At 69.4% G+C, this 22,025-nt stretch carries 25 protein-coding genes (1 of these 25 cut by a window edge); 10 read left to right on the forward strand and 15 right to left on the reverse strand.

The genetic code is table 11. The features are described from left to right. Both ACRSBM_RS28995 and ACRSBM_RS29000 read right to left on the reverse strand, forming a co-directional pair. Positions 1 to 405: the 5' portion of a response regulator transcription factor gene (locus tag ACRSBM_RS28995; RefSeq protein ID WP_434448016.1), read on the reverse strand. It extends 279 nt beyond the left edge of the window; the window shows 405 of its 684 coding nt (coding positions 1-405); it begins with the start codon at positions 403 to 405; the stop codon falls past the left edge of the window. A 65-nt stretch (positions 406 to 470) separates the two neighbouring features. Further along, positions 471 to 911 carry a MarR family winged helix-turn-helix transcriptional regulator gene (locus ACRSBM_RS29000; protein ID WP_434448019.1) on the reverse strand — a complete coding sequence of 147 codons (441 nt, stop codon included), beginning with the start codon at positions 909 to 911 and terminating at the stop codon, positions 471 to 473. An 89-nt stretch (positions 912 to 1,000) separates the two neighbouring features. On the opposite strand from ACRSBM_RS29000, the gene ACRSBM_RS29005 reads away from it, so the two are divergent. Further along, positions 1,001 to 1,405 (forward strand): nuclear transport factor 2 family protein, encoded by a 405-nt coding sequence (locus tag ACRSBM_RS29005; RefSeq protein ID WP_434448021.1) that lies wholly within the window; start codon positions 1,001 to 1,003, stop codon positions 1,403 to 1,405. On the opposite strand, the gene ACRSBM_RS29010 is transcribed toward ACRSBM_RS29005, so the two are convergent. The 4 genes from ACRSBM_RS29010 to ACRSBM_RS29025 all read right to left on the reverse strand — a co-directional run bounded on the left by ACRSBM_RS29010 (position 1,406) and on the right by ACRSBM_RS29025 (position 7,431). Beyond that, complete coding sequence (locus tag ACRSBM_RS29010; protein WP_434448023.1) at positions 1,406 to 2,047, reverse strand: SPFH domain-containing protein; 642 nt, start codon at positions 2,045 to 2,047, stop codon at positions 1,406 to 1,408. It abuts the gene before it with no gap. Positions 2,048 to 2,276: 229 nt separating this feature from the next. Next, positions 2,277 to 4,181, reverse strand: a complete 1,905-nt coding sequence (gene dxs, locus ACRSBM_RS29015; protein ID WP_434448025.1) for a 1-deoxy-D-xylulose-5-phosphate synthase — start codon at positions 4,179 to 4,181, stop codon at positions 2,277 to 2,279. Between the two features lie 62 nt (positions 4,182 to 4,243). Further along, the gene (locus ACRSBM_RS29020; protein WP_434448027.1) at positions 4,244 to 5,449 is read right to left on the reverse strand and encodes a class I SAM-dependent RNA methyltransferase; all 1,206 of its coding nucleotides are present in this window, start codon (positions 5,447 to 5,449) and stop codon (positions 4,244 to 4,246) included. Beyond that, a complete protein-coding gene (locus tag ACRSBM_RS29025) occupies positions 5,446 to 7,431 on the reverse strand; it encodes an APC family permease (RefSeq protein ID WP_434448029.1) in 1,986 nt (661 codons plus the stop codon). The genes ACRSBM_RS29020 and ACRSBM_RS29025 overlap by 4 nt, the downstream gene beginning before the upstream one ends. Positions 7,432 to 7,513: 82 nt before the next feature. On the opposite strand from ACRSBM_RS29025, the gene ACRSBM_RS29030 reads away from it, so the two are divergent. Continuing rightward, positions 7,514 to 8,176, forward strand: coding sequence for a potassium channel family protein (locus ACRSBM_RS29030; protein ID WP_434448032.1), 663 nt, complete (start codon positions 7,514 to 7,516; stop codon positions 8,174 to 8,176). After that, positions 8,176 to 8,832 carry a potassium channel family protein gene (locus ACRSBM_RS29035; RefSeq protein ID WP_434448034.1) on the forward strand — a complete coding sequence of 219 codons (657 nt, stop codon included), beginning with the start codon at positions 8,176 to 8,178 and terminating at the stop codon, positions 8,830 to 8,832. Before ACRSBM_RS29030 ends, ACRSBM_RS29035 begins: the two co-directional genes overlap by 1 nt. Positions 8,833 to 9,000: 168 nt before the next feature. Here ACRSBM_RS29035 and ACRSBM_RS29040 read toward each other — a convergent pair whose 3' ends face one another. Both ACRSBM_RS29040 and ACRSBM_RS29045 read right to left on the reverse strand, forming a co-directional pair. Beyond that, positions 9,001 to 9,765 (reverse strand): DUF3159 domain-containing protein, encoded by a 765-nt coding sequence (locus ACRSBM_RS29040; RefSeq protein WP_434448035.1) that lies wholly within the window; start codon positions 9,763 to 9,765, stop codon positions 9,001 to 9,003. Beyond that, complete coding sequence (locus ACRSBM_RS29045) at positions 9,762 to 10,127, reverse strand: OB-fold nucleic acid binding domain-containing protein (protein WP_434448038.1); 366 nt, start codon at positions 10,125 to 10,127, stop codon at positions 9,762 to 9,764. The genes ACRSBM_RS29040 and ACRSBM_RS29045 overlap by 4 nt, the downstream gene beginning before the upstream one ends. Positions 10,128 to 10,211: 84 nt before the next feature. Here ACRSBM_RS29045 and ACRSBM_RS29050 point away from each other — a divergent pair, with 84 nt between their 5' ends. Beyond that, positions 10,212 to 10,868: an alpha/beta fold hydrolase gene (locus ACRSBM_RS29050; RefSeq protein WP_434448040.1), complete on the forward strand. Its 657-nt coding sequence runs from the start codon at positions 10,212 to 10,214 to the stop codon at positions 10,866 to 10,868. Here the strand turns inward: ACRSBM_RS29050 and ACRSBM_RS29055 are convergent. Together ACRSBM_RS29055 and dut are read right to left on the reverse strand one after the other, a co-directional pair. Then, on the reverse strand, positions 10,865 to 11,482 hold the full coding sequence (locus ACRSBM_RS29055; protein ID WP_434448042.1) for a DUF3710 domain-containing protein: 618 nt from the start codon (positions 11,480 to 11,482) through the stop codon (positions 10,865 to 10,867). The genes ACRSBM_RS29050 and ACRSBM_RS29055 overlap by 4 nt on opposite strands. 4 nt (positions 11,483 to 11,486) lie before the next feature. Continuing rightward, positions 11,487 to 11,960, reverse strand: coding sequence for a dUTP diphosphatase (dut, locus tag ACRSBM_RS29060; RefSeq protein ID WP_434448044.1), 474 nt, complete (start codon positions 11,958 to 11,960; stop codon positions 11,487 to 11,489). A 24-nt stretch (positions 11,961 to 11,984) separates the two neighbouring features. Here dut and ACRSBM_RS29065 point away from each other — a divergent pair, with 24 nt between their 5' ends. After that, positions 11,985 to 12,446: a DUF3093 domain-containing protein gene (locus ACRSBM_RS29065; RefSeq protein ID WP_434448046.1), complete on the forward strand. Its 462-nt coding sequence runs from the start codon at positions 11,985 to 11,987 to the stop codon at positions 12,444 to 12,446. A 94-nt stretch (positions 12,447 to 12,540) separates the two neighbouring features. Here the strand turns inward: ACRSBM_RS29065 and ACRSBM_RS29070 are convergent, their stop codons facing one another. After that, positions 12,541 to 12,840: a DUF4193 domain-containing protein gene (locus ACRSBM_RS29070; protein ID WP_086667480.1), complete on the reverse strand. Its 300-nt coding sequence runs from the start codon at positions 12,838 to 12,840 to the stop codon at positions 12,541 to 12,543. 422 nt (positions 12,841 to 13,262) lie between these two features. On the opposite strand from ACRSBM_RS29070, the gene cei reads away from it, so the two are divergent. Further along, positions 13,263 to 13,976: an envelope integrity protein Cei gene (cei, locus tag ACRSBM_RS29075; protein ID WP_434448049.1), complete on the forward strand. Its 714-nt coding sequence runs from the start codon at positions 13,263 to 13,265 to the stop codon at positions 13,974 to 13,976. A gap of 31 nt (positions 13,977 to 14,007) precedes the next feature. Further along, entirely contained in the window at positions 14,008 to 14,541 is a 534-nt protein-coding gene (locus ACRSBM_RS29080) for a hypothetical protein (RefSeq protein ID WP_434448051.1), read from the forward strand. Between the two features lie 45 nt (positions 14,542 to 14,586). Here ACRSBM_RS29080 and ACRSBM_RS29085 read toward each other — a convergent pair whose 3' ends face one another. After that, a complete protein-coding gene (locus ACRSBM_RS29085; protein WP_434448052.1) occupies positions 14,587 to 15,381 on the reverse strand; it encodes an inositol monophosphatase family protein in 795 nt (264 codons plus the stop codon). Between the two features lie 116 nt (positions 15,382 to 15,497). Here ACRSBM_RS29085 and ppgK point away from each other — a divergent pair, with 116 nt between their 5' ends. The 3 genes from ppgK to ACRSBM_RS29100 all read left to right on the forward strand — a co-directional run bounded on the left by ppgK (position 15,498) and on the right by ACRSBM_RS29100 (position 18,563). Continuing rightward, positions 15,498 to 16,259, forward strand: a complete 762-nt coding sequence (gene ppgK / locus ACRSBM_RS29090) for a polyphosphate--glucose phosphotransferase (RefSeq protein WP_434448055.1) — start codon at positions 15,498 to 15,500, stop codon at positions 16,257 to 16,259. 218 nt (positions 16,260 to 16,477) lie between these two features. Further along, positions 16,478 to 17,794: an RNA polymerase sigma factor gene (locus tag ACRSBM_RS29095; protein WP_434448057.1), complete on the forward strand. Its 1,317-nt coding sequence runs from the start codon at positions 16,478 to 16,480 to the stop codon at positions 17,792 to 17,794. Between the two features lie 589 nt (positions 17,795 to 18,383). Next, positions 18,384 to 18,563: a DUF7455 domain-containing protein gene (locus tag ACRSBM_RS29100; protein WP_231642793.1), complete on the forward strand. Its 180-nt coding sequence runs from the start codon at positions 18,384 to 18,386 to the stop codon at positions 18,561 to 18,563. A 61-nt stretch (positions 18,564 to 18,624) separates the two neighbouring features. Here ACRSBM_RS29100 and ACRSBM_RS29105 read toward each other — a convergent pair whose 3' ends face one another. The 3 genes from ACRSBM_RS29105 to ACRSBM_RS29115 are packed head-to-tail and all read right to left on the reverse strand — an operon-like array spanning position 18,625 to position 22,008. Continuing rightward, positions 18,625 to 19,779 (reverse strand): ROK family protein, encoded by a 1,155-nt coding sequence (locus ACRSBM_RS29105; protein ID WP_434448060.1) that lies wholly within the window; start codon positions 19,777 to 19,779, stop codon positions 18,625 to 18,627. Between the two features lie 4 nt (positions 19,780 to 19,783). Beyond that, positions 19,784 to 21,214 (reverse strand): sugar ABC transporter permease, encoded by a 1,431-nt coding sequence (locus ACRSBM_RS29110; protein ID WP_434448063.1) that lies wholly within the window; start codon positions 21,212 to 21,214, stop codon positions 19,784 to 19,786. A gap of 20 nt (positions 21,215 to 21,234) precedes the next feature. Beyond that, a complete protein-coding gene (locus ACRSBM_RS29115) occupies positions 21,235 to 22,008 on the reverse strand; it encodes an ATP-binding cassette domain-containing protein (protein ID WP_434448065.1) in 774 nt (257 codons plus the stop codon). Positions 22,009 to 22,025 lie beyond the last annotated feature (17 nt).

Below are 22,025 nucleotides of genomic sequence, written 5' to 3' on the forward strand. Positions count from 1 at the left end.
GTCGAGTTCGACGTCCTGGGCGGACAGCACGGGCGGTGTCGCCGGAGTCGCACGCCGGGCCAACGCCCGTACGCGCGCGACCAGCTCGGGGAACGCGAACGGCTTCGCGAGGTAGTCGTCCGCACCCAGGGACAACCCGGCCACGCGGTCCTCGATGGTGCCGCTGGCCGTCAGCATCATGACCCTGGTGAGCGCGCCGGAGCTGAGGATCTCCTTGCACAGTTCGTCACCGGACATCCCCGGCAGGTCGCGGTCGAGCACAACCACGTCGTACCGCGTCACGGTCGACTTCTCGTGCCCGGTCTCGCCGTCGTAGGCGACGTCCACGGCCATACCTTCGCGCCTCAAGCCGCGAGCGATCGCGTCGGCCAGAGGTGCCTCGTCCTCGACAACCAGAATCCGCACGCCACCAAAGGTGCCATATCGACCTGAGACCACGCTTAACGACACCTTCACGTGAGCTGTCGGCGCTAGGCGCGCTGGTGGTGCGCGAGCAGCACGCCGAGCAGGCGGGTCAGGGCCTGCCGGTCCTGCGGCGCGAGGGGGCCGAGCAGGTCGTCCTGCGTCTGGTCGAGCGCGGCGTCCAGTCGCCGCAGCTGCTCTTCGCCCGCCTCGGTGAGCGTCACCAGGTTGCGCCGGCGGTCGTCCGGGTCCTGTGTCCGCTCGACGAAACCCCGCTCCGCCAGCTCGGTCACCGCCGCCACGACATCGCTGCGGTCCATGTTGCAGCGGCGGCCGAGTTCGGCCTGGCTGGCCACGCCGAACTCGTCCAGCGCGGCCAGCACGCGGTAGTGGTAGCCGCGCGCCCCCGCTTCGCTGAAACCCTCGGACGCCAGCCGGTGGGCGTGCACCGCCAGCTGGGTCAGCAGCCAGCTCGGCCTACCTGCCAGGCGTGCGGGGGTCTGCTCCATGAACACCATCCTAAAACGTTGGCGCAACCAACGACGGTCTGTATGGTTGGTGGCGCCAACGTTGGCGCCACCAACCAAAGGAGAATTCCGTGGACGCACTGGTCGACCGCATCGAGATCACGGACCTGTTCAGCCGGCTCTCGCGCCTGCTCGACGAGAAGCGATGGGACGACGCGGACACCGTCTTCGACCGCGACATCTCGGTGTCCTCGCCGCGCAACGGCGAGCTCAACGGCATCGACGAGCTCGTCGGCGTGATGCGGCGGGCCGAGAACCCGGACGAGCTCACCCAGCACGTGACCACCGATCTGCTGGTGGAACTCGCCGGTGACAAGGCCGTCACCTCGGCGAACTCGGTCGTCTACTTCTTCCGCGACGGCCAGGCACCCTTCCGCACCGCGGGGCTGCGCATGAACGGCGTCGCGGTCAGGACGCCCGCCGGCTGGCGACTGCGCGAGTCGCGAACCACCCTCGTCTGGCTGGACGAGAAGTGATCAGGACTTCCTCGCAGGCCTGTCCACCACGACGGTCGAGGCGGCCTGCAGGGCGCGGAGTTCCAGCAACGCCGGGTGCTCCTCGGCCAGCCGGGCCGCGTTCAGCAACGACCGCAGCGCCGCGGTCTCACCGCGCGCCCGCTCCAGCGCGGCACGTCCCTCCGCGGCCGCCACCAGCTCGGCCAGCGCGGCCCGGCGCAGCTCAGCGGGCATGACGACGTCGCGGACGGCCACGTCGGCGACCGACATGCCCAGCTCGTCGGCGCGTGCCGCCACGCTGGCGGCCACCTCGGCAGCGATGGCCGCACGCTCCGGGTCCACCGCCGAGTGCGCACGAGTCAGCACGGCACCGCGCAACGCGAGCTGCACCGCCGTGTAGAGGTCCGACTCGGGCTCCGCCGCCTCCATCACGAACCGCGTCGGCGAGGTCACCGCCCACCGCACGACGACAGTGACGCGCACCAGCACGCCATTCGCGGTCGGCACGTCCTGCGCCGCCGGGGTCATCGTGCGCGGACGGACGTCGACGCGGTTCAGCACGGTCCGCATCCGCATCCGGTGACGGCCCGGACCGACCTCTCCGACCAGCACGCCGCGGTCGAACAGGACGCCCCGCTCCCACGGGTACAACGTGCGCTTCATCGTCTCCACCCCCGTCCAGGCAGACCACGACCCCGGCCGGCGGGACGTCGAGGCGGGAGTCCACAAGGGACTCGCAAAGCCCGACACCCCCGTGTGCGACCGGGGTCGTGGCGTTCAGGAATTGAACCTGGTGCCTTTACAGCGCCAATGCGTCCGCCCGATCGCGGGACCCGGAACAGGGAGTCCTGCCGTGGCCGCTTGAAGCGGACGCAAGGGGAGGTTAGCCGAGCTACTTCTCCGCGGGCGCGTCAATTTCGACGGGCAGGCACTCCAGCCGGGCGGCCCACTCCGTCACGCGGCGCGCCACGTCCTGCGCGGTGATCCCGCACAGCGCCAGCACCTCGCCACGTTCGCCGTGGTCGTGGAACTGTTGCGGCAGAGCGATGTCCCGCAGGGGCACCTCGACGTCGGCGTCACGCAGGGCGGCCGCGAGAGACGACCCGAAACCACCGTGGCGGCCTCCGTCCTCGACCGTCACCACGAGCTTGTGCGACGCCGCCATCTCCACGAGGTCGACCGGCATCGGGTAGATCCACCGCGGGTCGACGACCGTCACGCCGATGCCCTGGTCCTCCAGCCGTTGCGCGGCATCGAGGCCAAGCTCGCCCAACGCGCCGACCGTCACCAACAGCACGTCGTTGCCCGACCGCCGAAGCACGTCAACGGAACCCACGCGCTCCAACGCGGGCAGGTCGGCGCCGACGGAGGCCTTCGGGTAGCGGATCACCGACGGCGCGTCCGAGATCGCCACGGCCTCGCGCAGCTCCTCGACCAGCGTTCCGGCGTCACGCGGCGCCGCCACGTGGACACCGGGGACGACGCCGAGGATCGACATGTCCCACATGCCGTGGTGCGACGCGCCGTCCGGGCCGGTGACGCCCGCGCGGTCCAGCACGACCGTGACGCCCTGCTTGTGCAGGGCGACGTCCATCAGCAGCTGGTCGAACGCCCGGTTGAGGAACGTCGCGTAGACCGCGACGACGGGGTGCAGGCCACCGATCGCCAGACCGGCGGCGGAGGTCAGCGCGTGCTGCTCGGCGATGCCGACGTCGAAGAAGCGCTCCGGGAACGCCTTGGCGAACGCGTTCAGGCCGGTGGGTCCCTGCATCGCGGCGGTGATCGCCACGACGTCGGAACGCTCGCGGCCGACCTCCACCAGTGCGTCGGAGAACACGTGCGTCCAGGTGCGCTTGCTCGGCTTGACGTCCTCGCCGGTGATCGGGTCGATGATCCCGGTGGCGTGCATCTGGTCGGCCTCGTGGTTCTCGGCCGGCGCGAACCCCATGCCCTTGCGGGTCACGGCGTGCACGATCACCGGGCCACCGAACGACTTCGCGCGCTGCAGAGCGGACTCCAGCGTCGCCATGTCGTGGCCGTCGACCGGGCCGATGTACTTGAGGCCGAGGTCCTCGAACATCGCCTGCGGTGCCAGCGCGTCCTTGATGCCGCGCTTGGCGGCGTGCAGGGCGGAGTAGAGGGGCTTGCCGAAGAACGGCGTCTGCTGCAGCGCGCTCTTGCCCTTCTCCAGCACGCGCTCGTAGCCGGGGCGCAACCGCAGCGACGAGAGGTGGTCCGCGAGACCACCGATCGTCGGCGAGTACGAGCGGCCGTTGTCGTTGACGACGATCACGACCGGACGCGTCTTGTCCGCCGCGATGTTGTTCAACGCCTCCCAGCACATGCCGCCGGTCAACGCGCCGTCACCGACGACCGCGATTACGTGGCCGTTGGTGCCGCTGAGCTGCTTCGCCTTCGCCAGGCCGTCGGCGTAGGACAGCGCCGTCGAGGCGTGCGAGCTCTCCTGCACGTCGTGCTCGGACTCCGACCGCGACGGGTAGCCGGACATGCCGCCCCGCTGGCGCAGCCGGTCGAAGCCGTCACGACGGCCGGTCACGATCTTGTGGACGTACGACTGGTGACCGGTGTCGAACACGATCGGGTCCTGCGGCGAGTCGAAGACCCGGTGCAGTGCCACGGTCAGCTCGACGACCCCCAGGTTCGGGCCAAGGTGCCCGCCCGTCTTGGACACCTTGTCGACCAGAAAACGACGGATCTCCTCGCACAGCCGCGTCAGCTGCGCCTCGTCCATCCGTTTCAGATCAGCTGGTCCGTGCACGGACTCCAGCAGGGTCACCACGCCCACCTCACTCCTGAAGACTTCGGCTCAGTCTACGGAGACACGACTGAGACGCATGGTCACCGTGTCTCAGGTACCAGCAGGGCGATGCACTCCATGTGCTGCGTCATCGGGAACGCGTCGAACGCCCGCAGCTCCGCGAGCCGGTACCCCTGAACTGTGAATTCGGCCAGGTCACGGGCCAGTGCGGCGGGGTCGCAGGCCACATAGACGACCCGCTCGGGACGGCGCCGTGCGACTTCAGCCACAACGACCTTGCCCGCTCCCTTGCGCGGAGGGTCGAGCACCACGACATGAGGGTCTTCCACGGGCAGTTCGCGCGTCACGAGCCGTTCGACCTTGCCGACGACCCACTCGACCTGGGGCATGCGCCGGAGGTTGCGCCGACCGTCCTCCACAGCACCCGCGAAAGACTCCACGACCAGCACCGATCCGGTGTCGCCGACCTGCCGTCCGAGCACTGAGGCGAAGAGTCCCGCACCGCCGTAGAGGTCCCACGCGCGTTGCCCCGGCTGAGCCGCGGCCCACTCCCCCACTACGGACGCGAACGTGTCCGCGGCCTCCGGGTGGACCTGCCAGAAACCGTCGGCCGAAACTCGCCACTTTCGTTGGGCGGCGGTCTCGACGGCCGTACCGGTTCCGGCGCGTCGCACGGTGTGTCGGCCGCGCACCTCACCCACATGACGGTTGCCGTCACCGTCCTGGACGATCGTCAGCTCCTGCGCCCGCCACTTTCGGTCGGCCACGGCCTCGACCATGCCCGGCCGGGATATCACACAGTGGTCGACCGGGATCACATCGTGGGAACGGGTGCCCCGGAAACCCGGCCTCCCGTCGCGGTCGACGGCCATCCGGATCCGGGTCCGCCACTCCAGCGGGCCACCCGGCAACGCCTCCACGACGACGTCCCGCTCGATCTTGCCGAGGCGGCTCAGCTGCTCGCGGACGACCTGGGCCTTCAGCTCCCGTTGCGCGTCCCACGACACGTGCTGGAAGTCGCAGCCACCGCACATCCCCGGACCGCTGAACGGGCACGGCGCCTCGACGCGGTCGGGTGAGGGCGTGAGGATCTCCACGGCGTCCGCACGGCAGAACGACCCGCCGTTGTCCTCGTACACCGACGCCACAACGCGCTCGCCGGGCAGCGCGTGACGCACGAACAGAACGCGTCCCTCGTGCCGTGCGACGAAATGCCCGCCATGAGCGACAGGCCCCACCTCTACCTCGAACTGCTCGCCGACCCAGTTCTCTTTGGCCAAGCTCATCGGTCGTCCAGACCCCTTCGGACAGCGCCGGGCACGATGACGTCCTTGTCCTTGACCTTCACCGACGACTCGAGCTGCCACGGCACACTGGTCACCATCACACCCGGCTGGAACAGCAGCCTTCCCTTGAGCCGCAACGCGCTCTGGTTGTGCAGGAGCTGCTCCCACCAGTGGCCGACGACGTACTCGGGGATGAACACCGTAACAACGTCGCGGGGGTTGTCCGACTTGACGCGCTTCACGTAGTCGAGAACGGGCTTGGTGATCTCCCGATAGGGTGACTCGATCACCTTGAGCGGGATCTTGAAGTTCTCCTTCTCCCACTCCAGCACGAGCCTGCGGGTGTCGCCGTCGTCGACGTTGACCGTGACGGCCTCCAGCACGTCCGGACGCACGGCCTTGGCGTAGGACAGCGCCCTGATCGTCGGCATGTGCAGTTTGGACACCAGCACCATCGCGTGGTTGCGCGCGGGCATCGTGCGCACGCGCTCCTGCTTGCGCAGTTCCTCGGCGACGGTGTCGTAGTGCTTGCGGATCGCCGTCATCAACGCGTAGATGGCGGCCATCGCGGCGATGGCGATCCACGCGCCCTTGGTGAACTTCGTGATCAGCACGATGATCAGCACCGTCGCGGTCAGCACCAGGCCGAACGTGTTGATCGCCTGCGAGCGGCGCATCCGCCTGCGCGTCTGCTCGTCGGTCTCGGTCTTCAGCAGCCGCTGCCAGTGCTTGATCATGCCGAGCTGGCTGAGCGTGAACGACACGAACACACCGACGATGTAGAGCTGGATCAGCCGGGTGACCTCGGCGTCGAACGCGATCACCAGCACGACCGCGAACCCGGCCAGGAACAGGATGCCGTTGGAGAACGCCAGCCGGTCGCCGCGGGTGTGCAGCTGGCGCGGCAGGTAGCGGTCCTGGGCGAGGATCGAGCCGAGCACCGGGAAGCCGTTGAACGCCGTGTTCGCCGCGAGCACCAGGATCAGCGCCGTGACGCCGGCGATGAAGTAGAAGCCGGGCGGGAAGTTGTCGAACACGGCGTGCGCGATCTGCGCGACCATCGTCTTCTGCTCGTAGCCCTCGGGCGCGTTCGTGATCTGCTGCTTGGGCGACTCGGCCACGCGCACGTCGGTCAGCTGGGCGAGGATGATCAGGCCCATCAGCATGAACACCGAGATGCCGCCCATCAGCAGCAGCGTGGTGGCGGCGTTGCGGGACTTGGGCTTGCGGAACGCGGGCACGCCGTTGCTGATCGCCTCGACACCGGTGAGGGCGGCGCAGCCGGACGAGAACGCCCGCAGCACCAGGAACACGAACGCGAGACCCATCAGGTGGTCGGACTCGGCGTGGATCTCGAGACCGGAGCTCTCCGCCCGCATCTCGTCGCCCATCACGAAGCCGCGGATCAGCCCGTAGCCGATCAGGCCGAAGACGCCGATCATGAACGCGTAGACCGGCACGGCGAACGCGGCGCCGGACTCGCGGATGCCGCGCAGGTTCACCGCCGTCAGCAGCACGATGGCCGCGACCGCGAACTCCGCCTTGTGGGTCGCGACGAACGGGATCGCCGAGCCGATGTTCGCCGCCGCCGCCGAGATCGACACCGCGACCGTGAGGATGTAGTCGACGAGCAGGGCGCTCGCCACCGTGAGCCCCGCCTTGCGGCCGAGGTTGACCGTCGCGACCTCGTAGTCGCCGCCGCCCGACGGGTAGGCGTGCACGTTCTGGCGGTAGCTGGCGACCACGGTGAGCATGACCACGACGACCGCGACCCCGACCCACGGCGCCATGGTGTAGGCGCTCAGACCCGCCACCGACAGCATCAGGAAGATCTCCTCCGGCGCGTACGCGACCGATGACATGGCGTCGGAGGCGAACACGGGCAGAGCGATGCGTTTGGGCAGCAGGGTGTGCGAGAGGCGATCACTGCGGAACGGCCGTCCGACCAGGAGGCGTTTGGCAGCGGTGGCGAGCTTGGACACGGCCAGAGCGTAAGGGGTCCGCTCACCGGGACGGGCTAATGCTCGGTAGGTTCTGCGCAGAGTTCGCCTGAGGAGGCATGTCGTGCACGTCGTGATCATGGGGTGTGGCCGGGTGGGAGCCTCCCTGGCCAGGGCCCTCGAGCGGCTCGACCACCAGGTCGCCGTGATCGACAAGGACCCGCAGTCGTTCCGCCGGCTCGGCAGCGACTTCCACGGGCAGCAGGTCGTCGGCAACGGTTTCGACCGCAATGTCCTGGTCGAGGCCGGTGTGGAGCGCGCGGGCGCGTTCGCGGCGGTCTCCAGCGGCGACAACTCGAACATCATCTCGGCCCGGGTCGCCCGCGAGACGTTCGGTGTCGAGCACGTCGTCGCGCGCATCTACGACCACAAGCGCGCCGCCGTGTACGAGCGGCTGGGCATCCCGACCGTGGCGACGGTGCCGTGGTCGACCGACCGGTTCCTGCGGATGTTGCTGCCCGAGGGGGCGGCGACGGCGTGGCGCGACCCGTCCGGCACCGTCGCGGTGCTGCCCATCGAGGTCGACGAGGCCTGGGTCGGACGTCCCGTGTTCGAGCTGGAGAGCGCGATCGGCGCGCGCGTGGCGTTCCTGATGCGGTTCGGCACGGGTGTGCTGCCGGACGCCAAGGCCGTCGTGCAGGCCGACGACACCATCTACGTGGCGGCGCTGTCCGGCACGATCACCGACGTCGCGGCGGCGGCGCTGCAGGCACCGGAGGAGAGCTGATGCGGGTCGCGATCGCTGGCGCGGGCGCGGTGGGGCGGTCCATCGCGCAGGAGCTCGTGTCCGACGGGCACCAGGTCATGCTGATCGAGCGGGACCGGGCGCACTTCGACCCGAACTCCGTCGAGCAGGCCGAGTGGGTGCAGGCCGACGCGTGCGAGCTGTCCTCTTTGGAGGACGCGGGCATGCAGCTGTGCGACGTCGTGATCGCCGCGACGGGTGACGACAAGGTCAACCTCGTGGTGTCGCTGCTGGCGAAGACGGAGTTCGCGGTCCGTCGTGTCATCGCGCGCGTGAACGACCCGACGAACGAGTGGCTGTTCACGGAGTCGTGGGGTGTCGACGTGGCCGTGTCGACACCACGGCTGCTGGCCGCGATGGTCGAGGAGTCCGTGACGATCGGTGACGTCGTGCGGCTGATGACGTTGCGGCAGGGGCAGGCGAACCTCGTGGAGATCACGCTCGACGAGGCGACGCCGTTCGCCGGCCGTGCCGTGTCGGAGCTGTCGCTGCCCCGTGACGCCGCGCTGGTGACGATCCTGCGTGGCGGGCGGGTCATCGTGCCGCAGCCGGACGACACGCTCGAGGGCGGCGACGAGCTGTTGTTCGTCACGACCGCCGCCGTCGAGCAGGACATCAAGAAGGCCCTGGGCTACTAGATCGCGCCGGGCATCTGTCGTGGCGGACGGCGAGTGTTGCCGATCAGCTGACGCGCATCTCGTCCTCGATGGCGGTGCGGCGCGCTCTGCGCCACCTGACGCGAGCCGGGCCGGAACGCGACGCGGCCGGCGTCTCCTGGGAGGCGCCGGCCGCGAGAGCAGAGCGGGTCAGTCTCTGGACTTGTCGCGAGCCTCGGCGTCGACGACGCGCTTGAGCTCGTCCATGTCCGGGGTCAACAGGTCGTCTGCCGTGCGGGCCAGCACGCCCTCCATCTCGGCTTCCGCCGCGGCCTTGGCCTCGGCGGCTTCCTCGGCGGCCTTCAGGCGCTTGTCGGCCCGGCGGACCGCCCACACCGTGGCGAGCAGGGCGATGGCCATCAACGGGTAGCCCATGCCGAGACGGGCGACCGCGAGCCAGCCGACCTGGTCCTCGTCGTAGAGCCAGCGCTGGACCACGAAGCGGGCGAAGAACACCAGCGCCCACACGAAGGTGGCGATGTCGTAGTCGCGGACCGAGGCCTTGTCGGCGCGCCAGGAGCGGTCTCTGCCGTTGAGGAACGTCCAGATCACTCCGGCGAGCGGCCAGCGCACGATGATCGACAGCAGGAACGCGCTGCCGTACACGACGCTCTGCCAGATGCCGAAGAGGAAGAAACCCTTGGCCTCGCCTGTCTTGTAGGCGATGAAGGCCGCGATGCCGACGCCGAAGACGGCGGAGATCGCGGGCTGGACGGTGCCCTTGCGCACGGCCAGGACCACGCCGATGACGAGGGCCGCGGCGAGGGAGCTGATGATCGCGGCCATCAGGTTCTTGGTCGTGAAGTTGACGATCACGAAGACGAGGACGGGCAGCGACGAGTAGAGCATTCCGCTCACGCCGCCCATCTGGTCGAGGACGGTGGGCTGCTTTTCTTCGGTCTTGGCTGAAGTCATGAAGCGTTCTGCAACTCGTAATAGGGGTTGTAGAGCACCTTGCGCCCGTCGCGCACGGCGATGCGGCCGCGAGCCTTGATCGTCCGACCAGGCTCGATTCCCGCGATGCGACGGCGGCCGAGCCAGACGAGGGTGACGCCCTCGGTGCCGTCGTAGAGCTCGGCCTCCAGCGTGGCGGCCGCGTCCCGGGGGCAGAGCTCCACGCTGCGGAGCCTTCCGAGGACGGTGACCTCCTCACCGGACTTGCAGTCGCAGGCCTTCACCGCGCCGACGGCCTCCGCTTCTCGCGACAGGTCATCCGCGTCGAGCTCGGCAACGTCGCTGGTCAAGCGACGTACCAAGCGGCGCCAATAGCCGCCCATCCCCGACTCCTGCAGTGCTCTGGTGGCCCAGTGGTGTGGACCGTCTGACAGTGAGGGTACGCACGAGGGCCGACAATCTCGGGCGTGCCTGCCGAGACCGTCCTCCTGCTGCCCGGAACCGCCTCCGACGAGGTATTTGTCCGTTCCGTCTTCGCCGACCCGTTGTCCCAGGTCGGGGCCGTTCTCACCGCTCCGCGGGTCCGCACACTCAGTGAACGGTTGACGGCCCTCGAAAATGCCCCAGCAGGCCACCCGATCGTGGTGGGTGGTGTCTCACTCGGCGCGCACGTGGCCGCGAAGTGGGCGGTGGACAACCCGGACAGGTGCGCCGGCCTGGTCCTCGCCCTGCCGGCCTGGACAGGGGCACCGGACGAGGCACCGGCGGCACTCGCGGCCAGGGCCAGCGCGGAGATCGTCGCGACGCAGGGGCTTGCGACCGCGCTCGCCGGCACGACCGGGTGGCTGCACGACGAGCTGAGCCGGGCCTGGCGTGGCTACGGCGAGCAGCTCGTGCCGCACTTCGAGGAAGCCTCGCGGTCACACGCGCCGACGCTCGCCGAGCTGAGCACGCTGACGGTGCCGACGGGCATCGTCGGGTGCACCGATGACCCGGTGCACCCGATCGAGATCGCGGAGCAGTGGGCGGAAGCCATCCCACGCGCCGTGCTGGTCACAACGACGCTGGACGCCTACCCGCACGCGTTGGGCCGTGCGGTGCAGGCGTGGCAGCAGGCTCGTTAGCCCTGCTGCTGGATGTGCCGGGCGATCGCCTCCGGCAGCTCGATCGGCAGCGGGGTGCGGGGTGGCATCGGCTGCTCACCGCGCACGACGACCGTGCCGCGCAGCAACTCGCGCAGCGCCGCGGAGTTCTGCTCGAAGTGCTCCTCCGGCCCGGCCGCGACGCCGCGCAGCATCCAGCGCGGGCCGTCGACGCCGACGAAGAGGATCTGGACGCCCTGGTTGCGCGCGGTGATCTCCTCGCCCCACTCGCCGTTCTCGCGGTTGATGCGGGCGCCGTCCTCCTTGAGGCCCCCGATCAGCTCGGCGCCGACCTCCTTCCAGAGGCCACCCGACTTCGGCGCGGCGAACGCGCTGACCGTCAGCTGCCCAACGGGCGTGAGGACGTGCACCGCGCGCACGGAACCGTCCTGCTGGTCCATCTCGACCTGCAGCTGGGCCTCTTCCGGCATCGGCAGGAGCACCGATCCCAGGTCGAGCCGCTGCACGTCGTCCTGGGGCGCCACCGTCGAGTCCCACGGGCCGTCGACGTCCTCGTCGAACGCCTCGTCGTGCTCCGAACCGGTGTCGACCGCCCCCGAGGAGTGACGACCGCGCTTGCGGCGCCTTCCGAACATGCCCCTACCCCTCCGCATTCATCCGGGCGAGCACCACGTGCCCGCCGGTCGAGCCGTAGCCTCCCGCACCGCGTTCCGTGTCCGGCAGCGCGGTGACCTCGCGGAACACCGCGTGCTCGACGCGTTGCACGACGAGCTGGGCGATCCGGTCGCCGCGCGACAGCGCGATCGGCTCACGGAGATCATGGTTCACGAGGCAAACGCGGATCTCACCGCGGTAGCCGGAGTCGATCGTGCCGGGCGTGTTGACCACGCTCAGCCCGACCCGCGCCGCCAGTCCGGACCGCGGGTGCACGAACCCGGCGAACCCGTCCGGGAGCGCGATGGCGATGCCGGTGCCGACCACGGCGCGCTCGCCTGGTGGAATGACCACGTCCGACGTGGTGACCAGATCGGCGCCCGCGTCGCCGGGACGGGCGTAGGCGGGCACGGGAACCCCCGGATCGAGCCGGGTCAGCAACACCTCGACGCTGGACACGGCGGCCGAGATTACCCTGACTACGTGAGTGAGACTGCCGTGACCGCCAGTACGACCTTCCGCGAGCGCCTGTACGTGACGTGGTGGATCTGGCCGCTGCCGCTGCTCGCGGCCGGACTGCTGGCCGCCGAGGTGCACATGGGCTTCCCCGGTGTGCGGTCCTGGCTGCCGTACGTGATCCTGCTGCCGTTGACCGTCGTGCTGATCACACGCATGGGCGCGACGAAGGTGGAGGTCGCCGACGGCGAGCTCCGCGCAGGCGACGCGCACATCCCGCTGGAGCTGCTCGGCGAGGTGGAGGTCATCGCCCCCGAGGAGAAGCGCAGGGCCATGGGCCCGCAGCTCGACCCGGCGGCGTACGTCGTGCACCGGGGCTGGGTCAAACCGCTCGTGCGCGTGCGGGTGAACGACCCGGAGGACCCGACGCCCTACTGGATCATCAGCACGCGGCGCCCGGCCGAGCTCGCCGCCGCGATCAAGTCCTGAAGAACCCTGAAGAACACAACTGGGCGCCACCCGTGCGGGTGAGCGCCCAGTTTTCTGGCGGACTTCGTCGCTGACGGGCCTGTCCGGCCTTGGATCAGGCGCAGTCGCGGCAGATGTACACACCACCGTTGTCCTCGGCGAGCCTGCTGCGGTGGTGCACCAGGAAGCACTTCGAGCACGTGAACTCGTCGGCCTGCTTGGGCAGGACCTTGAACGTGAGCTCCTCGCCGGACAGGTCGGCGCCCGGAAGCTCGAAGTTCTCCGCGCTCGCGTCCTCGTCGACGTCGACGACGCCGGACTGCGTCTCGTTCCGCCGGGCCTTCAACTCCTCGAGGGAGTCCTCAGCGAGTTCGTCCGCCTCGCTGCGACGCGGCGCGTCGTAGTCGGTCGCCATCTTCTTCACCCCTGCGGTCTACGGAGACTGTTCGTGTCGCTGGTTAACGCTCCAGCGCCCTCTTTTGTGCCCTACGTCAAGGTGACGTAGGTCTCCCTCACCCAGGCGGCAAGCCAACCCCCTGGACGTGCCCGTCGGCTTGATCCACTTAGGTGCGGAGCGCGCAGAGGGTAGCTCATTGCCCGAGTCGCCCGGCATCGGGTTACCCCTTACCGACCGGACGGGTGACACAACCTTTCTACGCTGGACCGATACCCTGTGCGGGAGCACCTACACCTTGGCGTGCAACCTGGCGCCGAGCCGGTACCGTCCTGACTGTGAGCGACGGGGCCGGTGCCGTGGGTCACGCCCGTCAGGGCGCGTGTCAGCCGGGCAGGGCCTAGGCTGATCTCAGGGGACGGATCACGGGGAGGGCTTCGCACGTGGGATCCGCATCAGGAAGCTTGACGCCATACAAGCGGCGTCGGCCCCTGCCCGCGCTCGTCCTGTTCACGGCACTGATGGTCAGTTCCGTGTTCGTGTGGGTGAAGGTGCTCGGCAACGCGAGCGACGTCGACGCGGCGATCAAGTGCAACCCGCCCAGCCACGTGACGACTTCCGCGAGCGCCGGGGCCGACCCCGCCGCCTCGACCGCACCGCCTCCCGCGCTGGGCACCGTCCTGGAGCACGACGCGCTGGACCGCACGAACCCGGTGCCGGTCGGCGAGGTCAACTTCAAGGTCGTCAACGCCTCGACGCAGCGCAACCACGCCAAGGCCGTGGCGACGATGCTCACCGAACTGGGCCTGAAGCAGGCCGCCGACCCCGACAACGACGCGCTCTACCCGGCGGGCGACATGACCTGCCGCGGCCAGATCCGCTTCGGCGCCCCCGGCGCGCAGGCCGCGCGGACGCTGTCGCTGCTGGAGCCGTGCCTGGAGCTCGTGCGCGACGACCGCCAGGACGCCACCGTCGACGTCGCGATCGGCAAGAAGTTCGACGAGGTCAAGCCGAACAGCGACGCCCGCAAGGTCCTCGACCAGCTCAGCGAGTGGGCGGCGCAGCAGCCGGAACAGCAGGGCGGCCAGGTCGCCGCGGCCGCACCGCCGACGCTGAACGCGGACAACCTCGCCGCCGCCCGCGACGTGACCTGCTGACTTCACGGCCGCGCGCCGCTATCTTGCGCGCATGGGGGTTGGTCTTCTTCCGGACGAGCGTGTCCTCTGGCAGGCCTCGCCGGCGCATCGCTCCGTGTTCCTGCGCACAGATCCGGCCTGGATCCGGTTCAGCCTGAAGTTCGGCACCGTCAAGATCCTGCTCATCGCGGCGCTCATCGCGTGGCTTGGTTCTGTCGACACCTGGGGCGCGATCTTCACCCTGGTCGCGGCGTTCGTCGTGTTCGACGTCCTTTACCTCGCCGAGCCGTTCCTCTGGCGCCACCGCACGCTGCCGCGCACCACCTACTACGTCACCGACCAACGCGTCGTGTCCGTGCCAGGCCGGCGGGCGCGGTCAGTGCGGCTCGCCGAGATCAGCAACCTGACGTTCACGGAGGAGCCGGACGGCTCCGGTCACATCCGGCTCGACCAGCGGGTCATGCCGGACGGCTTCGGCAACGGAACGGTGGCCGAACTGATCCACGTTCCGGACGTGCGTGAGGTCGTCACGCTGCTGTCCACGTTGACTGGGCGGACGCCCAATCAACCTCCTAATCAACATTGATTGGGCCTGGTCAAGGCACGCTTATTAGTGCTCTGACCTGCGGTTTCAGACCTTGCCGAAGCCGGACTCGACGAGCGCGCCGTACATGGCGTCGGCGATGCCGGGGGCGGCGGCGAACGTCGCGTCCTCGCCGAGTTCGGGCGACGACCCCGGCAGCCGCACGACCGCGCCGGCCTCCGCGGCGATCAGCCCGCCGGCCGCCCAGTCCCACCGGCCGAGCTCGTGCTCCGCGTACGCGTCGAGCCGCCCGGCGGCCACTGAGCAGAGGTCGAGCGACGCGGCACCGGCCCGGCGCAGGTCGCGCACCCGAGTCGCCATCCGGGCCCACGCGTCGGCCTGCCGCTGACGGCGCTCCGGCCGGTACGCGAAGCCGTACCCGAGCAGGGACAGCGACAGGTCCGTCGTCGCGGACACGTGCAACGGCGTGCCGTCCAGGAACGCGCCGTACCCGCGGGCTGCGGTCCAGATCCGCCCGGTCGCCGGCTCCACCACGGCGCCCGCGACGGACTCGCCGTCGAGCTGCGCCGCGATCGACACCGAGTACCAGGGGATTCCGTAGAGGTAGTTGACGGTGCCGTCGATGGGGTCGACGACCCAGGTCAGGCCTTCGACGACGGTGCCGCCCTCCTCCTCGCCGAGCACCGGCTCGCCGGGGCGCAACTCGGACAGACGCGTCCGGACGAGTTGTTCCGAGGCGCGGTCCGCGGCGGTGACGACGTCGGTCGGGGTGCTCTTGGTGTCGAACGAGACGACGGCGGAAGCACGCATGCGCTGAACAAGAGCGCCCGCTTCCTGTCCGATGGCCGTCGCGATCTCAACGAGTGGCCGGGGATCGAACACGACCGGTTCCCTCCTGCGTCACTAGCACGGGACTATCGGACAACGTCAGGCTAATGTCTGCGCACCACGGTTACTGAATCGAAGCCAGCAGGATCGAGTAGGAAGGACCACGGGGAATGGGCATCACCCGCGGGTTCGGTGTGGACATCGGCGGCTCCGGCGTGAAGGGCGGCCTGGTCGACCTCGAGGCAGGAGCACTGGACGGCGAGCGCATGCGGATCCCCACGCCTCAGCCCTCGACACCGGAGGCGGTCGCGGAGGTCGTCGCCGAGATCGTCGAGAAGTTCCAGTGGGACGGGCCTGTCGGCATCACGCTGCCGTGCGTGGTCAAGCACGGTGTCGCCCACAGTGCCGCGAACGTGGACAAGGGCTGGATCAACTGCGACGCGCAGCAGCTGTTCGCGGAACGTCTCAAGCGCAGGCCCGAGGACATCGTCGTGATGAACGACGCGGACGCGGCCGGCATCGCGGAGATGTCGTTCGGCGCGGGCGTCGGCAAGAACGGGACCGTGGTGCTGCTGACGTTCGGCACGGGCATCGGCAGCGCGGTGTTCCTCGACGGCAAGCTCGTCCCGAACACCGAGTTCGGCCACCTCCAGGTCGACGGGCACGACGCGGAGACGCGCGCGGCCGCCTCCGTCAAGGAGGAGAAGGGGCTGTCCTGGGAGGAGTGGACGCCTCGGGTCACGCGGTACATCAACGTGCTGGAAGACCTCATCTGGCCCGATCTCGTGATCGCCGGTGGCGGTGTGAGCAAGAAGGCGCACAAGTGGTTGCCGTTGCTCGAGGTTCGCACGGAGGTCGTCGCCGCCGCCCTCAAAAACGACGCCGGCATCGTCGGTGCCGCATGGGCCGCCACGCACGGCGTCAGGCCCTGACGAGCGTTCGACACCGAAACGTGTCCGACTCGATCTAGCTGCGGGAACGCAGGTGAGAGCGCCTCGAAGCACCTCGGGGCGCAACACCGCGTCACCGACGTCGTTACAATGGAACACACACCCGCCAAGCAAGATCGGCGGGGAGATCCCCCGAACTCTGGCGACCGAGGTTTCGCGCCCTCTGGTCCGCCTTGAACGACCGTCGCGAAAGGGCGTACGTGGCAGCCGCAGAAACCGCAACCCGACGCTCCAGCTCCGCCGCGAGCGCCGCCAAGACGACCAAGGCGACGGCGGCCGGCGAGGCCGAGGAGAAGCCGAAGCGCAAGACGACCGCTGCGGCAGCGAAGAAGCCCGCAGCCAAGGCCCCGCGCAAGACGGCCGGCAAGGCCGATCCTGCCGCGAAGGGCGCGACCAAGAAGGCCGACGGCGAAGAGCCGGACGACGTGGATGGCGCTCCTGGCGCCGAGGACCTGGTCGACGAGGTCGAGATCGTCGACGAGCCGGTCGTGGACGAGCCCGAGGAGGCGGAGGACCCCAAGAACGAGGGTGACTTCGTCTGGGACGAGGAGGAGTCCGAGGCCCTGCGCCAGGCGCGCAAGGACGCGGAGCTCACCGCCTCGGCCGACTCGGTCCGCGCGTACCTCAAGCAGATCGGCAAGGTCGCCCTCCTCAACGCCGAGGAGGAGGTCGAGCTCGCCAAGCGCATCGAGGCGGGTCTCTACGCCGCCGAGCGCGTCCGCCGCTCCGAGGAGGAGGCGGAGAAGCTCACCCCGCAGCTCCGCCGCGACCTGCGCTGGATCGTCCGTGACGGCGAGCGCGCCAAGAACCACCTGCTCGAGGCGAACCTCCGTCTCGTCGTGTCGCTGGCCAAGCGCTACACCGGCCGTGGCATGGCGTTCCTGGACCTGATCCAGGAGGGCAACCTGGGTCTGATCCGCGCGGTCGAGAAGTTCGACTACACCAAGGGCTACAAGTTCTCCACGTACGCCACCTGGTGGATCCGTCAGGCGATCACCCGCGCGATGGCCGACCAGGCCCGCACCATCCGCATCCCGGTGCACATGGTCGAGGTCATCAACAAGCTCGGTCGCATCCAGCGCGAACTGCTCCAGGACCTGGGCCGCGAGCCCACCCCGGAGGAGCTCGCCAAGGAGATGGACATCACGCCCGAGAAGGTGCTGGAGATCCAGCAGTACGCGCGTGAGCCCATCTCGCTGGACCAGACGATCGGCGACGAGGGCGACAGCCAGCTCGGCGACTTCATCGAGGACTCCGAGGCCGTCGTAGCGGTCGACGCCGTCTCGTTCACGCTGCTGCAGGACCAGTTGCAGTCCGTGCTCGCGACGCTGTCCGAGCGCGAGGCGGGCGTCGTCCGGTTGCGCTTCGGCCTCACCGACGGCCAGCCGCGCACGCTGGACGAGATCGGCCAGGTCTACGGCGTCACGCGTGAGCGCATCCGCCAGATCGAGTCCAAGACGATGTCGAAGCTGCGCCACCCGTCGCGCTCGCAGGTCCTGCGCGACTACCTCGACTAGGTCTTACCCAGTCATACGCACACAGCCCCGCACCGGTTCGGTGCGGGGCTGTTGTGTTTTTCCGCGCCCTCAGGCTGTGGCCGAAAGAGCTTTCTCTTTGCCGGACAAACCGATGGGCGATGGTGAGCTGGAACTCACGCAATTCGCCGTCCGGCGGGCGCGGAGTTCGCCAGATCCGGCGGGGAGAGCAAGCGCTCGACCGGAGTTTGATCACGGTCCCGCGTCCGAATCGTGGGACGTTCGTGACCTGTTCGCTGCGGGCGGACAAGGGCAACCGATATCACACTCCCGGCCGCACGCAACCGACCGTTTGGCCGGAATTCGCTGCTCCACCAGCAGGTTTTCGGTTGCGCAGCGTGCGTGTCAAGACGGTGAACCGGTGGCGAACGCATGTGTAAGCCTGCTGCAGCCGGGTAAATCGCATAGTGACGCGAGTCGCCACGCACACGGGAACACTGACTATCGCCGAAACGTCTGTCAGAGTGGAGCCAGCGAGCACCGCGCACCATCCAGGGGCGCCGTGGTCGCAGCTTGGTAAGAGGGCACCGAAACACAACGTTGCCGGTGCTGGGACGGAGGGAGATTCATCATGACCGCAGCACTCACCCGCCCCGAGTTGACCGCTGCCGACCGCTGCGACCGCTGCGGGGCTGCTGCCCAGGTTCGCGCCTTGCTCCCCTCCGGGGGCGAGCTGCTGTTCTGCGGGCACCACGCTCGCGCGCACAGCGAGAAGTTGCGCGAACTCGCTGCTGAGATTCAGCAGGGCTGACTTCCACCCCACCTAGCCGCTCGGGGCGGGGATCCGCGAGGATCTCCGCCCCCTTCGCTTTCTAGAGCGTGTCCAGCACCGGCTCGAAGGCCAGTTCGGCGGCCCCCACGAGCTTCGCGTCACGGCCCAGCGGCGACGTGACGACCTGGGTTCCCCCAACCGCGCGGGAGACCAGACTGCGTTTCTGCACGGCGGAGCTCACCGAGTCCACGACCGATGCCGGCAGCGCCGTGTAGAGATCACCGAGCACGACCAGCTCGGGCCCCAGGACGTTGACGATGTTCGCGAGCCCCAGTGCGAGCCAACCGGCGAACTCGTCCAGCACCGCCGGGTCGTCGAGCGCCCGCAGTGCCGCGACGACGGCGCCGCGCGGGGCGTCGTCGGGAAGGCCCAGCGCCCGGCACAGCGCCGGTTCGCCGACCTCGGTCTCCCAGCAGCCGTCACAGCCGCAGTAGCAACGCCGTCCGCTCGGGTTGACGACCATGTGCCCCAGTTCGCCCACATAGCCGCCAGAGCCGCGCAACGGCTGCCCCGACAGGATCACTCCGCCGCCGACGCCGACGTCCGCGGAGATGTAGACCATGTCCGAGGACTCCTGCGCCGCACCGCGAACGTGCTCCGCGAGCGCACCGAGCTCCGCGTCGTTGCCGACCTGGACGGGCAGCTTCAGCACCGCCTCCAGGCGTTTGCCGAGCGCGACACCGGTCCAGTGCAAGTTCGGTGCCTCGTGCACGTGCCCGTCGGCGCGTCGCACGACACCGGGCACCGACACGCCGACCCCGACCGCGGTGGTGTCGAGGTCGTCGGCCATGAGGCGCGCCGACTCGACGATGTGCGTGATGACCTCCCCCGGATCACGCGTCCGGTGCAGGTTCCAGCTGTCCCGCCCGAGGATCTCCCCGCCGAGGCCGACGAACCCCATCGCCACGTGCTCCACCCGCACGTCGATCGCGATCACGACCGCGGCGTGCGGCTGGGGCAGGACCAGAAGCGACGGACGGCCCGCTCCGCTGCGCAGAGCGGGCACGCGTTCGGCGACCACACCGGCTTCGGCGAGGCCGTCCACCAGAGCCTTGATCGTGCTGCGGTTGAGCCCGAGCTCGGCCGCGAGCGACGCCCTGGTGGACGGTCCGTCGACGTGCAGGCGGCGCAGCAGCGCCGTCCTGTTGTGCCTGCGGATCTCGTCGGGACGGGTGCCGGACGTGGGTCCCGTCACCGCGTCAGCGAGCCGCGGTGGCCGCCCGGCGGCGGGACAGCGCGTCGACGCTCGCGGCGAGCAGCAGGACCAGGCCGGTCACGATGAACACGACGGCGGCGGGCTGCTTGAGCAGGCCCATGCCGTTCTGGATGATCGCGAGCACCGCGCCACCGATCACCGCGTCGCGCAGGCGGCCCTTGCCACCGAACAGCGACGTGCCACCGATGACGGCCGCGCCGACGGACAGCAGCAGCGTGTTGCCGCCACCGGCGTTCGGGTCGACCGAGCCGACCTTCGACGAGTACACGATGGCGCCGATCGCGGCCGCCGCGGAGGCGATCACGAACACGCTCATCCGGATGCGCTCGACGTTGATACCGGCGCGGCGCGCGGCTTCCTTGTTGCCGCCGACGGCGTAGATGTGGCGGCCGTAGCTGGTGCGGTCGAGCACGAAGGTGCCGATCACCAGCAGCACGAGGACCAGCGGCACCACGAACGGCACGCCTTCGATCACCACGAGGTTGCTCGGCGCGCGGTTCATCGACAGCGCGTAGGTGATCACGGCGGCCAGCACCGCGAGGGCACCGATCTTGGTGAGCACCAGCGCGGTCGGCTGGGCCACGAGGCCCTTGCGGAGGCGGGAGAAGTGCCGGGTGAGCACGACGCCCGCGTAGCCGCCGACGGCGATGACGAACAGCGCCCACGAACCCGCGACGTTCAGGTTGCCGTTGGCGACGTTGAAGATCGTGTCGTCGCGCAGGCCGAGCGTGCCGCCCTGGCCGATGAGCTGCAGCACGACACCGCCCCACACCAGGAACAGGGCCAGGGTCACGACGAACGACGGGATGCCGACCTTCGCGACGAGGAAGCCGGTGATGCAGCCGATCGCGGCACCGACGCAGACGGCGAGCAGCATCTCGAGCCAGGCGTTCGCGGGGATGCCGACCGCGGCGATCACGAGCGCCACCGCCGACAGCGCGGCGCCGGCCCAGATCTTCATGATCACGGCGAGCACGATCGCGAGGATCAGCAGGCCGCAGAACACGTAGAACACCGTGTCGCCCATGCCGCCGAGCAGGTTGCCGTTGTGGATCAGGTGCAGCGCCATCACCGCGGCCGTCACACCGGACGCGGTACCGGCGGAGAGGTCGATCTCGCCGAGCAGCAGCACGAACACCAGGCCCATCGCGATGATCGTGATGCTGGCGCCCTGCTGGAGCAGGTTGGCGAGGTTGCCCAGGGTGAAGAAGCTGTCCGACAACGCGCTGAACACGATCAGCAGTGCGACGAGCCCGAGCAGTGCGGGCAGTGAGCCGAGCTCGCCGCCGCGGACCCGCGCCCAGTAGTCGCGGACGGCCTCGCCGGTGGACTGCGACGTCGTGTCGATGCCGAAGTCGGAGATGGCGCCCTGCTGCGGGGTGTCCTGCGCGGGCGATTCGGTGGTGTCGGTCATGCTGCCCTCTTCGGAACTCATCAGATCGTCGCCGCCTCGGGGCGGGCGATGCCCAGGTCACCGGAACGCCCGGCGGTGATCAGCTCGACCACCTGGCCGTGCGTGACGTCCTTCGACCCCACGACGGCGGCCATGCGGCCGAGGTAGAGGCACGCGATGCGGTCGGCGACCTCGAAGACGTCGTTCATGTTGTGGCTGATCAGGACGACCCCCAGGCCCTGCTCCGCGAGCCGGCGGACCAGGTCGAGCACCTGGCGCGTCTGCGCGACGCCCAGCGCGGCGGTGGGCTCGTCGAGCAGCACCACCTTGCTGTTCCACAGCACGGCCTTGGCGATCGCCACGGTCTGGCGCTGACCACCGGACAGCGACGAGACCTGGGTGCGCACCGACTTGACCGTGCGGACCGACAGCGAGGCGAGCGTCTTGCGCGCCGCCTGCTCCATGTCCGTCTCGTCGAGCAGACCGCCCTTGGTGCGCTCACGGCCGAGGAACATGTTCTGGACGATGTCCAGGTTGTCGGCCAGCGCGAGGTCCTGGTACACGACCTCGATCCCGAGCTCCGCGGCGTCGCGCGGGCCCTTGATCTCGACCGGCTTGCCGTCGAACAGGACCTCACCCGAGTCGGTCGGGTGGATGCCCGCGATGCACTTGACCAGCGTCGACTTGCCCGCGCCGTTGTCGCCGACGAGGGCGGTGACCTCGCCGGGGTTCACGACGAGGTCGATGTCGTGCAGGACGTGCACGGGGCCGAAGCTCTTGTTGATGCCGCGCAGCTCGAGAATCGGCTCGCTCACTGGGGATTCCTCCGTGG

Origin of the sequence: Lentzea xerophila (assembly GCF_051094245.1) — a bacterium.
GTDB classification, from domain to species: domain Bacteria; phylum Actinomycetota; class Actinomycetes; order Mycobacteriales; family Pseudonocardiaceae; genus Lentzea; species Lentzea xerophila.

What these genes read in the sequence shown, in the direction of transcription:
- ACRSBM_RS29045 (WP_434448038.1), bottom strand. Translation starts at nt 10,127, where the DNA reads ATGGGCGGCTATTGGCGCCGCTTGGTACGTCGCTTGACCAGCGACGTT.
- ACRSBM_RS29080 (WP_434448051.1), top strand. Translation starts at nt 14,008, where the DNA reads ATGGGGGTTGGTCTTCTTCCGGACGAGCGTGTCCTCTGGCAGGCCTCG.
- ACRSBM_RS29020 (WP_434448027.1), bottom strand. Translation starts at nt 5,449, where the DNA reads ATGAGCTTGGCCAAAGAGAACTGGGTCGGCGAGCAGTTCGAGGTAGAG.
- ACRSBM_RS29040 (WP_434448035.1), bottom strand. Translation starts at nt 9,765, where the DNA reads ATGACTTCAGCCAAGACCGAAGAAAAGCAGCCCACCGTCCTCGACCAG.
- ACRSBM_RS29110 (WP_434448063.1), bottom strand. Translation starts at nt 21,214, where the DNA reads ATGACCGACACCACCGAATCGCCCGCGCAGGACACCCCGCAGCAGGGC.
- ACRSBM_RS29010 (WP_434448023.1), bottom strand. Translation starts at nt 2,047, where the DNA reads ATGAAGCGCACGTTGTACCCGTGGGAGCGGGGCGTCCTGTTCGACCGC.
- ppgK (WP_434448055.1), top strand. Translation starts at nt 15,498, where the DNA reads ATGGGCATCACCCGCGGGTTCGGTGTGGACATCGGCGGCTCCGGCGTG.
- ACRSBM_RS29035 (WP_434448034.1), top strand. Translation starts at nt 8,176, where the DNA reads ATGCGGGTCGCGATCGCTGGCGCGGGCGCGGTGGGGCGGTCCATCGCG.
- ACRSBM_RS29100 (WP_231642793.1), top strand. Translation starts at nt 18,384, where the DNA reads ATGACCGCAGCACTCACCCGCCCCGAGTTGACCGCTGCCGACCGCTGC.
- ACRSBM_RS29070 (WP_086667480.1), bottom strand. Translation starts at nt 12,840, where the DNA reads ATGGCGACCGACTACGACGCGCCGCGTCGCAGCGAGGCGGACGAACTC.
- ACRSBM_RS29000 (WP_434448019.1), bottom strand. Translation starts at nt 911, where the DNA reads ATGGAGCAGACCCCCGCACGCCTGGCAGGTAGGCCGAGCTGGCTGCTG.
- ACRSBM_RS29055 (WP_434448042.1), bottom strand. Translation starts at nt 11,482, where the DNA reads ATGTTCGGAAGGCGCCGCAAGCGCGGTCGTCACTCCTCGGGGGCGGTC.